Annotated in this window: 11 protein-coding genes; 4 read left to right on the forward strand and 7 right to left on the reverse strand. The window is 45.8% G+C overall.

Annotation, left to right across the window (positions count from 1 at the left end):
* Nucleotides 1-42 precede the first annotated feature (42 nt).
* The 3 genes from rplD to rpsJ form a co-directional block, all read right to left on the reverse strand.
* Nucleotides 43-678, reverse strand: coding sequence for a 50S ribosomal protein L4 (rplD, locus tag EGI32_RS07210; RefSeq protein ID WP_255154709.1), 636 nt, complete (start codon nucleotides 676-678; stop codon nucleotides 43-45).
* Between the two features lie 54 nt (nucleotides 679-732).
* The gene (gene rplC / locus EGI32_RS07215) at nucleotides 733-1,350 is read right to left on the reverse strand and encodes a 50S ribosomal protein L3 (RefSeq protein WP_255154710.1); all 618 of its coding nucleotides are present in this window, start codon (nucleotides 1,348-1,350) and stop codon (nucleotides 733-735) included.
* A gap of 108 nt (nucleotides 1,351-1,458) precedes the next feature.
* Complete coding sequence (rpsJ, locus tag EGI32_RS07220) at nucleotides 1,459-1,764, reverse strand: 30S ribosomal protein S10 (protein ID WP_123122649.1); 306 nt, start codon at nucleotides 1,762-1,764, stop codon at nucleotides 1,459-1,461.
* 176 nt (nucleotides 1,765-1,940) lie between these two features.
* On the opposite strand from rpsJ, the gene EGI32_RS07225 reads away from it, so the two are divergent.
* Nucleotides 1,941-2,798 carry a DUF6089 family protein gene (locus EGI32_RS07225; RefSeq protein ID WP_255154711.1) on the forward strand — a complete coding sequence of 286 codons (858 nt, stop codon included), beginning with the start codon at nucleotides 1,941-1,943 and terminating at the stop codon, nucleotides 2,796-2,798.
* Nucleotides 2,799-2,914: 116 nt separating this feature from the next.
* On the opposite strand, the gene EGI32_RS07230 is transcribed toward EGI32_RS07225, so the two are convergent.
* Nucleotides 2,915-3,616, reverse strand: a complete 702-nt coding sequence (locus EGI32_RS07230; RefSeq protein WP_255154712.1) for a head GIN domain-containing protein — start codon at nucleotides 3,614-3,616, stop codon at nucleotides 2,915-2,917.
* A 237-nt stretch (nucleotides 3,617-3,853) separates the two neighbouring features.
* On the opposite strand from EGI32_RS07230, the gene guaA reads away from it, so the two are divergent.
* Nucleotides 3,854-5,389: a glutamine-hydrolyzing GMP synthase gene (gene guaA / locus EGI32_RS07235; protein WP_255154713.1), complete on the forward strand. Its 1,536-nt coding sequence runs from the start codon at nucleotides 3,854-3,856 to the stop codon at nucleotides 5,387-5,389.
* Between the two features lie 19 nt (nucleotides 5,390-5,408).
* Nucleotides 5,409-6,596, forward strand: a complete 1,188-nt coding sequence (locus tag EGI32_RS07240) for an ABC transporter substrate-binding protein (protein WP_255154714.1) — start codon at nucleotides 5,409-5,411, stop codon at nucleotides 6,594-6,596.
* A 256-nt stretch (nucleotides 6,597-6,852) separates the two neighbouring features.
* Here the strand turns inward: EGI32_RS07240 and EGI32_RS07245 are convergent, their stop codons facing one another.
* The 3 genes from EGI32_RS07245 to EGI32_RS07255 all read right to left on the reverse strand — a co-directional run bounded on the left by EGI32_RS07245 (nucleotide 6,853) and on the right by EGI32_RS07255 (nucleotide 12,674).
* Nucleotides 6,853-7,494, reverse strand: a complete 642-nt coding sequence (locus EGI32_RS07245) for an alpha/beta hydrolase (RefSeq protein WP_255154715.1) — start codon at nucleotides 7,492-7,494, stop codon at nucleotides 6,853-6,855.
* A 142-nt stretch (nucleotides 7,495-7,636) separates the two neighbouring features.
* A complete protein-coding gene (locus tag EGI32_RS07250; RefSeq protein WP_255154716.1) occupies nucleotides 7,637-11,602 on the reverse strand; it encodes a reprolysin-like metallopeptidase in 3,966 nt (1,321 codons plus the stop codon).
* Nucleotides 11,603-11,861: 259 nt separating this feature from the next.
* Nucleotides 11,862-12,674: a 2,3,4,5-tetrahydropyridine-2,6-dicarboxylate N-succinyltransferase gene (locus EGI32_RS07255; RefSeq protein WP_255154717.1), complete on the reverse strand. Its 813-nt coding sequence runs from the start codon at nucleotides 12,672-12,674 to the stop codon at nucleotides 11,862-11,864.
* A 185-nt stretch (nucleotides 12,675-12,859) separates the two neighbouring features.
* On the opposite strand from EGI32_RS07255, the gene EGI32_RS07260 reads away from it, so the two are divergent.
* Nucleotides 12,860-13,861: a glycosyltransferase family 9 protein gene (locus tag EGI32_RS07260; protein WP_255154718.1), complete on the forward strand. Its 1,002-nt coding sequence runs from the start codon at nucleotides 12,860-12,862 to the stop codon at nucleotides 13,859-13,861.
* The last annotated feature ends 2 nt before the right edge of the window (nucleotides 13,862-13,863 follow it).

Genomic DNA, 13,863 nt, shown 5'->3' on the forward strand with positions numbered 1-13,863 from the left:
AATTTGCTATCAGCTAAGCTGATGAAATCGGTTTGTTATTTATTATGCTTCGGCAGCTGCTGCTTCTGAGAATAATTTCGCTGCGCTTTCTGTCAACACCAGCACGTTTGCGTTCAGAATATCGTAAGTGTTCATGTCATTTACAACAGTACCAGCTACACCTGTTACATTACGTAAGCTCAGGTAGAAGTTGTCGTTGTATTCAGGGATCACGAACAGAGTTTTCTTACGGCCTACGTTCAGGCTTTTCAGGATACCAGTGAACGTTTTTGTCTTTGGAGCTTCCAGGTTCACATCTTCGAGTACCACGATGTTGTTTTCCTTCGCTTTGTAAGACAATGCGCTCATCTTAGCCAGGTCTTTCACTTTACGATTCAGTTTGATATCGTATTTGTGTGGTTTCGGGCCGAAGATGCTACCACCACCTTTGTAGATAGGGTTACGCAGGTTACCCTTACGGGCACCACCTGTACCTTTTTGTTTGTGAAGCTTCTTGGAAGAACCTTTCACTTCCATACGGGTCTTTACCTTGTGCGTACCCTGGCGCTGAGCACCCTGGTATTGTTTAACAGCCAGGTAAATAACGTGGTCGTTTGGCTCGATACCGAAAATATCTTCCGGCAGTTCAATTGTCCTTCCGGTTTTTTCGCCTTTTGTATTTATAATATCTAGTTGCATTTTCGTTGTTTTATTAAGTTCAATGTTGATGGTTTGTGATACGTTTTGTTGTTATTATTTCTGTATCAAAACGATTGAACCGTTGTGGCCCGGAACTGATCCGCTTACCAAAATGTAATTTTTTTCTGCGAAGATCTTCACCACTTTCAGGCCTTTCATCTTCACCCTGTCGCCACCCATACGGCCTGCCATGCGCATACCTTTGAATACACGGCTCGCATCGGAAGAGTTACCGATAGAACCCGGTGCACGCTGACGGTCATGCTGACCATGGGATTGCTCACCAACACCACTGAAGCCGTGACGTTTAACAACACCCTGGAAGCCTTTACCTTTGGTGGTACCGACAACTTCAATGCTATCGCCCTCAGCAAAGATGTCAACCGTAATGGTTTCACCAACTGCCTGGGTAAGTTCGCTATCGCGGATTTCCTGAACGAATTTTTTAGGAGCTGTATTAGCTTTTGCGAAGTGGTTCACTTCGGCTTTGATGGAGTGCTTTTCTTTCTTGTCGCCGAATGCGATCTGAAGGGCGTTGTAACCGTCTGTTTCTACGGTTTTCTTTTGAGTGACTACACACGGGCCAGCTTCAATGATAGTAACCGCAGTCTGTTTGCCGGTCGTATCAAAGATACTGGTCATGCCAATCTTCTTTCCAATAATACTTTTCATTGTATCTGTTTTATGCTCAGCGGTACCTTATGAAGGGTACTTGAGCGTTCATATTTTTCTTTTTAAGAGCTTACCTGGTGCCTTTCTTCGCCGGGGCGAAGAGGTTCATCAAGCCTTGATTTCTACATCCACACCACTAGGCAAATCCAGTTTGCTCAGAGCATCAACCGTACGGCTGCTGCTGGTGTAAATGTCTAACAAACGTTTGTGCGTACACAATTGGAACTGCTCACGAGCTTTCTTGTTAACGTGAGGAGAACGCAATACAGTAAAGATTTTCTTATGCGTAGGTAAAGGAATTGGACCTGTTACCACTGCGCCAGTACTGCGTACAGTTTTTACAATCTTTTCAGCTGACTTATCTACTAAGTTGTGGTCGTAAGACTGTAATTTGATTCTGATTCGTTGTGACATATGTAAAGAACTTTAAAAAATACCGTTTTTTAATTTGGAGTGCAAAGGTAAGGGTCTGTTCTTAAATAGAAAAGAAATAACTAAAGTTTTTTTAGAAAAAATATACCTGCAGTTTAGGAATGGTTTTTGGTAAAGGTTAACACACACCATTTTCACTTATCATTCCTTAATATTATATGAAAAAATACCTCCCGCTGATATGCATTGCACTGATGCCTTATCTTGCTCATTCTCAACGCCTTCACGCCGATCTGCAACTGGGTGTGGCCAATTACCAGGGCGATCTGCAAACCAAAGGATATACTTTCAAAGGAGCGAAACCAGCCGTCGGGCTCGGACTTTCCTACGATATAAACGACCATGTTGTTCTACGCGGAATGGCAAGTTTTATGTCGCTCCGTGGCGATGATAAGGATAAGGAAGGTGTCATCAACCCCCGAAACCTCAATTTCAAGTCGCGGATATGGGAGGCCCAGCTCGGACTCGAATACAATATTTTCGATATACAGGAAAAAAGTTTCACCCCTTATCTTTTTGCTAGCGTAGCGGCTTTCCATTTCAACCCCTATTCGTACGATACTTCCGGAAACAAGGTCTTCCTGCGGACGCTCGGCACCGAAGGGCAGGGCCTGGCTGCCTATCCTGAAAAGAAATTATATAAGAATAACCAGCTGGCGATCCCTTTTGGCGGCGGTATAAAATTCGCTTTCACCGAAAACCTGCAGGTAGGTATCGAAGTGGGCCTCAGGAAGTTATTTACCGATTACCTGGATGATGTGAGCGGCACTTATGCCGATTCTACCCTGTTGCTGGCTGGGCGTGGCCCGCAAGCCGTAGCATTTGCTTACCGCGAAAGCGAGATACATGGCGCATCATCCTACCCCGCTGCCGGAGCGGTGAGGGGCAATCCCGATAAAAAAGACTGGTATTACGTTACCGGCCTCCGTATCAGCTATCGCCTGGGTGCAGGCGGCGGAGGTGGTGGCAGGGGCGGCGGAAAGAACAAGCTGGGCTGCCCTAAGCCGGTTTATTAGAAGTTAAAAAGGTTTAAAAGTTCAAGAGGTTCAAAAAGTTGACATTCTATCGGAATGCATTTCAACCTTTTGAACCTCTTGAACTTTTGAACTTTTGAATTCTTAATTCTTAATTTTTAATTTTCTTTACTTACACTTCCCCCACTGCTTTCCTGTTTCTTCACTACTGCTGCCGCACCTTTGTAATCAATATCGCTGCCGCTGCTGGCATTGGCTTCGATGGATACGCTGGCAAAAACGTCGATGCTGGAACCACTGCTGGCTTCCGCTACAGTATTTTCGCTCAGCAATTCGAATGCTTTGATAGTAGAAGCGCTGGAGCTGTTGGCATTTACATTGCGGGTGCGTCCCGATACTTTTATTTCGGAAGCACTGCTGGCTTCCATGTGCACTTCCGGCGCTTCTACCGAAGTGGTGATGCTCGCCGCACTGGAAGCATCCAGCGAAACAGTGCCTGAACTTACAAGTGGATCCTTTACTTCCACGGAAGCCGCGGACGAAGCCTTGATGGAACTGATATCATTCGCCGTAACAAAAACCCTGATGTGTACATCGTGCAGGCTGGTATGATCCTTTATGCCTATTTTCAATGTACCATTTTCCACTTCCGTTTCGATGAATTCCATCAGGTTGTCATCCGCTTCCACGGTAACGGATCCTGGACCTTTACGAAGTTCTACTTCGATGCCTGAACTAACACTCAGTTTGGTAAATCCGGTTGCAGAGCGTTTTTGGGTGATCACATGGCCACTCCCGCTTTCACTGTCGCAACTGCTGAAAAGCACGCCTGCGGCAATAATGATTAATAATTTTTTCATGGTTGATGTTTTTATACTTTGCGCAAAGATATTTTTAAGAATTAAAAATCAAGAATTAAAAATCAAGAATTCCTAAACTACTCCTGCTGTCAGCCTGAGCTTGTCGAAGGCAAATCCATACCAATTTTATTTCACCTTCGACAAGCTCAGGCTGACAGCCGTTTTCAAGATCAAACTTACAGTTGTAACATTCATTCTTAATTTTTAATTCTTAATTATTAATTAGATTTGCGCTTTATGACAGAAAAAATAATCATCCTCGATTTCGGATCCCAATATACCCAGCTGATAGCCCGTGTTGTAAGGGAAGCCAATGTATACTGTGAGATCATTCCCTTTCACAAAAACATCGAATATACCCCGGAATTGAAAGGTGTGATCCTTTCCGGCTCGCCTTTTTCAGTAAATGAAGAAAATGCTCCAACAGTTGATGTGAGCGCCATTGCGGAAAAAGTTCCGGTATTCGGCGTTTGTTATGGTGCCCAGCTTACTGCCAAACTATATGGCGGGCAGGTGGCCAAAAGCGACAAGCGGGAATATGGCAGGGCGAATTTTACCGTAGTAAGAGGAGATGAGATACTGGAAGACGTTTCCATCAATTCGCAGGTATGGATGAGCCACAGCGATACCATCAAGCAGCTTCCTTCCGGCTTTGAATTGCTGGGCACAACAGAAAGCATTCCGGTAGCTGCTTTCAAAAGTGGATCAACCAATGCACACGTGATCTATGGATTACAGTTCCACCCTGAAGTATATCATTCTACGGAGGGTAAAACCATTATCCGTAATTTCCTGGTGAATACCTGTGGCTGTTCGCAGGACTGGACTTCGGCGCATTTCATCACCGATACGGTGGCTGCGCTGAAAGAAAAACTGGGCGACAGCAAAGTGGTGATGGGATTGAGTGGTGGTGTAGACAGTACCGTTGCGGCCACGCTGATCCATCGCGCCATCGGCGATAATCTTTTCGGGATCTTCGTGGATAACGGGGTGCTGCGCAAAAATGAATTTGAAGAGGTTTTAAAAATATACAAACAGCTTGGCCTGAATGTAAAAGGCGTAGATGCCAAAGAGCATTTCTATTCGAAGCTGGCAGGTAAAACGGATCCTGAAGAAAAGCGCAAAGCCATCGGCAGCGGTTTCATCGAGATATTCGACCAGGAAGCGCATAAACTCACCGGTATCGAATACCTGGGGCAAGGCACCATTTATCCTGATGTGATCGAATCCGCGGCGGTACACGGCCCTTCGGTCACCATCAAATCGCATCACAATGTGGGCGGGCTTCCCGAAACCATGAAGCTTAAGCTGGTAGAGCCTTTGAGGGCATTGTTCAAAGATGAGGTAAGGAAGATCGGCGCAGAACTTGGTATCCCTGCGGAAATGCTGAACAGGCATCCTTTCCCGGGCCCGGGACTCGGTATCCGCATCCTCGGGGAAATTACTCCGGATAAGGTACGGTTATTGCAAGATGCAGACCTGATATATACAGATTGCCTTAAAAAATTCGGATTGTATGATAGCGTCTGGCAGGCCGGCACCATTCTTTTACCTGTAAAAAGTGTAGGTGTAATGGGTGACGAAAGGACGTATGAGTTCACTGTTGCCCTCCGTGCGGTAACTTCAGTAGACGGGATGACGGCGGATTGGGCGCACCTGCCTTACGAGTTCCTGGGGGCCGTAAGCAACGAGATCATCAACAATGTAAAAGGCATCAACCGGGTAGTATACGACATCAGCAGTAAACCCCCGGCCACTATCGAGTGGGAATAACAGCAAAGAAAACCTCTATATGAAAAAAAGATTCGGACTCGTTTTATTGCTTGTTGCCATCTGCGCAGCAAACACTTTTGCTCAGACCGGTGCGCCAAAAAATTACAGGACCTACAAAGTGGGCATTTTTGCACCGCTCTACCTTGATTCTGTTTTCAACGAGAACGGCTATCGCTACAGCAGCAGGAGCTTCCCGAAGTTTACGGTTCAGGGGCTCGACTTCATACAAGGGGCACAGATAGCCCTCGACAGCATGCCGCTTTTCAATGGCAATATCGATGCAACTTTTTACGATTCGAAATCATTTACCAAACCGGTAAGCGATCTTATCCTCAATAAATCCATCGACAGCCTCGACCTCATCATCGGTGCGGTAAAGGATCAGGAATATGTACAGCTGGCAAATTTTGCGCAGCAAAGAAATATCCCGTTCATATCTGCGGTATACCCGAATGATGGTGGCATTGTAGCGAACCCGTTCCTGGTGATTGTAAACTCCACACTGAAAGCGCATTGCGAAGCCATCTATAGTTATCTCCTGCAAAATCATGGGAACGAAAAGATCGTGCTGGTAAAAAAGGCGGGGACACAGGAAGATAAAGTGGCGGGGTATTTCAAAAATATCAATGATCAGGATGGCAAATCGTTGCTGAACATTACGGTGGTGAACATCACAGATAATAATTTCAGCGGGTTGAAATTTAAGCTGGACAGCCTTCACCGTAATATCATCATCGGCGGCAGCCTCAACGAAGAATTTGCCCTGAAACTGGCTACGGAATGCGCTGCCATCAATAAAACGTACAGCAGCACATTAATCGGCATGCCCAACTGGGATGGTTTTGCATTTGTAAGCAAAAAAAACACATTAAAAGATTACCCGATCTATTATACTACTCCTTATTACAATGCAAAGTGGGATGCACAGAGCAAAATGATACAGGCATTTTATAAAAAAACGTACAAGTCTACCCCGTCAGACATGACTTACAAAGGTTTTGAATCTGTATTTCTCTTTGCCCGCCTGCTTACCAGGTACCCCGACGATTATATGGGGCACCTGAATGATTATCCTTATAAAGTTTTTAACGAGTATATTTTCAAGCCGGTTTTCCTTTCAAAAAAGTCCGGTGTTCCTGATTATTTTGAAAACAAAAGATTGTACTTTATGAAGGCGGTGGGTGGTAATGTGACGAAAGCCTGGTAAGTGAATGGGCAATAGTGAATGGTCAAGCCTCCAAAGTTTAATATATTTCTACAACTTTTTAATTTGCCGAAGCTAAGCTTCGGCTTTTTTATGGAATCTTCCACGGGAATACCACGAGTATACCATCTCCATACGATCTAATGAGTAAATTCACCAATGTTCCACGAGCGAAGCTTGAGCGAACCTACAGCGAACCTACAGCGAACCCATCCTCTTCGTTATCTCTGCGGCATTACTAAATGTTCCACGGCAATTTTTACCTTAATAATTCTGCGATCACCCTATTCAAGTCTTCCGCTTTATTCAAGGTCATCAGATGATTGCCATTATTGATAGTAATATCTGCAGTGACAAATTTGAGCGGCAACACTTTGTCCGCACTGCCATGAATATGCACCAGGTTATCATAAATGATCCTGTTGTCCCAGTTCACTATTTTATCAATAGCCCATTTTAAAAACACGGGATCTGTATCTTTTAAAATGGCTGCAAGCATAAGTTTCTCTTCCGTGGAACCTGCTCCAAAAAACCAGCTGCTGATCCTGTTAGGATATTTCAGCAGGCCGGCAGGAACCAGCTTATGCAAAGAAACCCATCCCGCTAAGCGGTAATAAAAAGGAAGTTCGTTCCGGTTTTTTACCGATGCGATGATGATGACCTTTTCAGTTGGTATGAGTTTCGAAACCTCAATGGCCATAATTCCCCCGAAAGATAAACCTATCAGAATGGGATGCTCAGTACTTACCTGCTCAAGCAACCGTTTTGCATACGCTGCAAGCGGTTCGTTCCGCAAAGCTGTTATCCATTTGATATGCACAATATGATGACCCGGGAATTTCAGGTATTTGAAAACCCTTTCATCTGCCCCCAACCCACTGAATAGGTAAATTGTCTTCATTTGCACGCAAAGATGCAAAGAAGTTTCATGTAAAGGCACAAGTGCAGTTATTGACTTCTGTAATTACTCTTTAAGGAAAATAAAAAGGCCGCTTCCTTTCAGAAGCGGCCTTCAATTTTATGGTAATTGATTATTCTATTGATTACCTGCGGATCACCACTTTACCGGTAGCGATACGTTTGCCAGCTGCATCGGTCAGGTCGATGAAGTAAACACCTGCTCCTGCGCCAACCATGTTAACAGCCATTTTCGCATATACACCTGTAAGAGTGTATTGTTGCTTGAATACCTGTGCACCCTTTGAATCATAGATAGACAGTGTGCGTGTGTGCGCTGCACCACCCCTGTTGTAGTATCTCACTTCAAACTTGCCGCTTGATGGGTTAGGATAAACGAACAGTGCATCTGAAGCAAGATCAGACAAGGTAACTGCGTCTGATACATCGAAACAACCGGTAACGGTATTGGTAGCCATCACAGTATAAGTTCCGAAATCATCCACAGAAACCGGCAATGGTGAAGTTCCAACGCCATTCAGCAAATTGCCATTTTTATACCATGCATAGGTGTAAGGACCAACTGCAGGGCTTACTACAGGGAATAAACCTGTCCTGATAGCCGGAGTGATATTGGCATAAGATTGTAATGCCAGTTCAACGGTCGGGGTCTGATTCACAGTCAATGTAGCTTCCGCTGAGTTAACCGCTCCGCAAGGAACACCGGATACCACCACACGGTATTTGTAACCGTTATTCAATGTTGTAACGCTAGTAAGGGTAAGCGTATTGGTAGTAGCACCGCTGTAGATACCAGCGTTGGTAACATTTACATAAGGGCCGCCGTTCACGCTCACCTGCCATTGGTAAGTGATGGTAGAACCGGTTGCAGTTACAGCAAATGTGGCGTTATCGCCAGAACAGATACGTTTGTTCTGAGGCTGTGCGCTGATGTTTACCGGAGTATTTACGGTAAGGGTTGCTACAGCTGAATTCAATGAAGGAGTACATGTACCGCTCAATACAACACGGTATTTGTAACCGTTCATTGTTGCAGTAAGGTTGGTCAATGTAAGTGTAGCCGCAGTAGCACCGGTGATGTTGGCGAAGTTTGTTCCGCCATCAGTGCTTTGCTGCCATTGATATGTAAGGCCGGTTCCTGCTGCTGCAACAGTAAATGTACCGTTAACAGTGCCGGTTACTGGCAAACAGATAGAGAAATCTACAGGCTGAGTAGAGATCGTTACAGGAACGTTCACTGTCAGCAACACACAAGATGAAGTGACAGGTCCGCAAGCTCCACCTACGATCACCCTGTAAGCACCTGCGTTTGCAGTGGTTACGTTAGTGAGCGACAAGGTTGCTGCAGTCTGTCCGGCCAGGTTGGTAAATGTACCTGCGCAGGTCGCGGCATATTGCCATTGGTAAGTAAGTGCTGTTCCTGTTGCAGCTACGCTGAAGGTAGCAGTAGCGCCAGAACAAACTGTAGAAGCTGCAGGCTGTGTACCGATCGAAACCGGAGTATTCACAGTAAGAGTGGCAGCCGAAGAAGTGATGCCTGTAGGAGTACAGCTGAATACGATCACCCTGTACTGGTTGCCGTTTTGAGCAGCAGTAGTAGCCGGAATAGTATAAGTTGCTGAAGTAGCACCTGCAATATCTGCAAAAGCAGGAGCAGCGATCGTACTCACCTGCCATTGGTAACCTGTTGGTGTACCGGTAGATGTTACGGTGAAGCTGGCAGCAGCTCCTGCACAAACTACCTGCGCTGCAGGGCCTGTAAGGGTTGGAGCTGTACCCGGAGATACTACAAAGCTAACTACCTGGGTCTGGTTGATAGCGCCCGATATACCTGTGATAGTAATATTATAAGTACCTGCAGAAAGAGTATTTACGTTATTCAATGTAACAACAGAGCTGTTACCTGGTGTAACAGGGTTTGTTCCGAAAGTAACGGTTGTACCGGCCGGAACTCCTGCTGTTGCAGACAGGTTGATCGGAGTGGTATAACCACCGAGTGAAGTTGTAGCCAAAGTTACAGCCGCAGTTGCTGGTCCGCCGCACGCTACAGTTGCAGGAGAAGGAGGAGTGAAACCGAATCCAGAAACCGGAGCAGTGATGGTGAAGTTGGTATTAGAAATATCGTAGAAGATATTTCCGATCGCTTCTACCTTGATCCTCGCTGTAGTGGTTGCTGTAGCAGGCATAGTAACCGGTTCAGAACCGTCATTAGCCGTACTTGCTGCAAGAACAGTCGGGAAGGTGAGGCCACCATCCGTTGAGATAGATATTTTTACGTTGGTAACGTTGAAAGGAGCAGCATTTGTTCCTACAACGTTCCAGGTTACAGTCTGTGTGGTATTACCTGCATAACTTTCGCCACCATTTGGTGAAGTAATGGCAAACGGCTGTGTACCTGAAGCAGTGATAATGATATCAGCTGGTCCCTGGCAACCGCTGCCGCTGCTTACAACACCGCCGCCACCTGCACGGTTATCCCTTACAGTCAGCCTGAATTTCATCGGCCTGGCCACCTGTGGCAAAACTTCCCCCCTTAACCCGTCCATTGCAGAAGGAGCTGCAAGGCCCGGATAGTTGGCTGCAATTACCCTTGGATCAGGGAATGTGCGGCTACCGGTAGTTTTAGATAAACGGGTCCTGAACAAAGGACGGGTAGTGCTGGTTCCAGCGCTGATCCACGTGCCTGCTGTACCAAAATCCCATCCATCCCAATTATAAGAGATAGCATCACCGTCCGCATCAGTTGCGGTACCTGTGAGGGTAAATGGCGTTCCGATCGGAATAGCAGTTGCAGGAGTTACTGAAGTGATCACCGGTAATGTATTACCTGTTGGAGTACTTACACCACAACCGCCATTTCCTGAAGTCAGGAAGTTGCTGATCGCATCGAAGCTGTCCGGATGGAAGATCGCATCACTGTTCGGCTGAATGTTTTCATTGGCAGCGCAAATACCCGCATACGCCATGATGGTGGTACCACCACCTGGTTCGTAAGAACCACCGGCACTGGCGCAGGTATTACTATTAAATGTGTGCGGAGCACCAAACTGGTGACCCATTTCATGCGCTACGTAATCGATATCGTAACCATCACCTACCAGTACCTGCGCACCTGTTGCACCACCACCTTTGTTAGGTCCGCAAACAGAAGCAAGATAGGCTACACCATTATCATTGGAAGTAAACAAGTGACCAATGTCATAGTTAGCGCTTCCGATCACCGCATTGATGTTGGAAGTGTTCTGGTTCAACTGGCCAGTGTTAATCAGGTTGGTGTAAGGATCTGTTGCAGGATCGAGGTATTCGATCAGGTTGTTATTAGCGATCAATACCATCCTGATAGCCAGTTCTACTTCATATACACCAGTAATCCTGTTGGTAGAAGTAACAATAGCCGCATGTGTTGGGCCTGCAGCACCGCCACCAACAGCCTGAGCATATTCACCTGTACAGGCGATTGCAAGACGGTAAGTAGTTAACTGAGTACCGCGGCAAGGACCGGCCAATGTACCCCTGTTCTGTACCGGAGAAACTACCGGATCAGGAGTAAGACAAGAGAAATTGGTTTTACGGTGGTTATCTGCATGGAAATAGCTGATGAAAGCATCCGTGTTTCCTTTGATGTAAGGATCGATGTAGATCCTTCCTGTAGCAGCAGACAATATCTGTGCGTGGAAACCAGTGTACGGGTTGTAATCCATCCTTATTGTAGCGTAAGGATCATCGATCCCCTGGCCGGCAAAGGTTTTGATCTCAGGAAAACGTGCTTCAAGAGCCGCTTCCTGGATACTGCTTTCCCATACGTTGAAACGGGCCATGGTACCATCCGGCATGGGGATGAGCATCACCGGCGCATTGATACGGCTGGGAAGAATATTTTTTTCTGATGGCAAAGACCAGAGAAAGCTTTTCAGCTCGTCTTTCTTAATACCGATAGTACGGTATTTGTCGGGGATGAGCAACCTTTTAGCAGTTCCTTTCTGGATGGAACTTTCGGCGATGTCCGGGAAGAAGCTCTTCTGGGCCGATGCTGAAAAAGATGTCACCAGGACAGCTAGGACTGCCCATAAAGTTTGGTAGATTTTTCTCATAAATAAATTAATTAATGGCGTAAATTAGGGAAAAACGTTGTAATTATTTCTTTTGACCAGGAAAAAACGGTAAAAAGTGCGTAAAATAGTGAATGGTCAATGGTCAATAGTGAAACCTTCTGAGTTTTACCGGGCCTTGGTGTTTATTTTAAGGGTATATATTAATATATATGTGTACGAAGAAATGATCTTTGCCCGGGTGTGGCAAAAACGGAAAGCAGATATTTATAAATATCTGCTTTCCGTTTTTATCTTAAGCTTACACCGATACGTTGAAATCGCGTAAAGCATCGTTCAGGCTCGTCTTGAGATCGGTGCTTGGTTTGCGCTGGCCGATGATGAGCGCACAGCTTACCCCATATTCCCCTGCCGGGAATTTTTTATTGTAAGTACCCGGTATCACCACGCTTCTGGGAGGTACATATCCTTTTGTTTCTATCGGCTCGCTGCCACTTACATCGATGATCTTAGTGCTTTGTGTCAATACCACATTTGCCCCCAGCACTGCTTCCTGCCCTACCCTTACACCTTCTACCACAATACAACGGCTTCCGATAAAACAGCCGTCTTCAATGATCACAGGGCTGGCCTGCACGGGTTCCAGCACACCACCGATCCCCACTCCACCGCTGAGGTGTACGCCCTTGCCGATCTGAGCACAGCTTCCAACAGTTGCCCAGGTATCCACCATAGTACCTTCATCCACATAAGCGCCAATGTTGACGTAGGAGGGCATCAGTACCACATTCTTTCCAAGGAATGCGCCATAACGGGCCACAGCATGCGGCACCGCTCTCACACCAAGTTCCTTGTAGCCCGTCTTAAGTTTCATCTTATCATAAAACTCAAACGGCGGAAGGCTGTGAGTAAGCATCTTCTGCACCCCGAAATATAATAGTATCGCCTGTTTCACCCACTCATTCACCTGCCAGCCGTCACTAACGGGCTCGGCTGTACGAAGCTTTCCTTTATCCACACTTTCGATCACATCCTTGATCGCTTCCACATATGTTTCATCTTCCAGCAACGCCCGGTTTGCCCATACTTCGGCTATTAATTGTTTCACTTCCATGGTTAAAAATTTCTTGCAAATTTAAGCCATTAGAAGTTCAGAAGGTTCAAAAGGTTCAAGAGGTTCAAAAGGTTGCCGGACCTCCTGAGACTTTTAAAAACTCTGAACTTTTGAACTTTTGAACTTTTGAACTTTTGAACTTTTGAACCTCTTAAACCTTTTGAACTTTTATTTACCTTCGGTTCATGAATACCCCCAACATATTGATACGGTTGCCCAACTGGCTTGGGGATATGGTGATGAGTACTGCTTTTGTACATGCTGTAAAAGAAGCTTATCCGGGTGCAACGATAGACCTCATCGCCAAAAAGGGGGTCGATTTCCTGCTGGATTATTTTCCGGATCACGGGCACCGGTATATATTTTCCAAAGATGAATACAAAGGGCTGAGCGGCGCATTGAAATTTGGCAAAAAGATAAAAGCACGCAAACGATACGATATATTTTTTTGTCTCCCCGATTCGTTTTCTTCTGCAATGATGGCGTATGCTTCGGGAGCAAAAAAAAGAGCAGGGTTTAAAAATGAGATAAGGTCGTTGTTACTCACAGATACTTTCACCAGGAAAAAAGACACACACCGGGTAGAAGAATATGTGAACCTGCTGCAGCAATACCTGAAAAAAGATATCACCATTCCGGAAGTGCGGCTGGAAAATAATGCGACGCAGATCAAGAACAGCCTGCTGATCAATATCAACTCCGAAGCGGCTTCGCGACGGTTGCCGGTGGCGAAAGCCATCAGCATGATACAGACCTTACGCGAAAAATTACCGCAGGATTTTGTATTACTCGGAAGCCCGAAAGAAAAAACTTTTGTAGATGAAGTGTACGAAGGGCTTGCTTCTAAAAAAGGCATCCGTAATATGGCGGGTAAAACAACTCTTCCGCAGCTGATCGAAACCATAGCCGGCATCCCTGTGATGCTCACCACCGACAGCGGCCCTGCCCATGTGGCCAATGCGCTTGGCACCCACAGCATCGTACTTTTTGGTGCGGGAAATGAAAACAACACTGCGCCTTATAATAAAAAAGACAGGACAATCATCCGCCTTGGTGAACTCGGGTGTGAACCCTGTACAAAAAATACCTGTAAATTGTATGATCAGCCCAAATGCCTGACACTGCTCGATGATAACTTCATTGCGCAGCAGGTGGAAGAAGTATTAAATAAAACCAACCACAAATAATC

It is taken from the genome of Ferruginibacter sp. HRS2-29, from assembly GCF_024343615.1.
Taxonomy (GTDB): domain Bacteria; phylum Bacteroidota; class Bacteroidia; order Chitinophagales; family Chitinophagaceae; genus Ferruginibacter.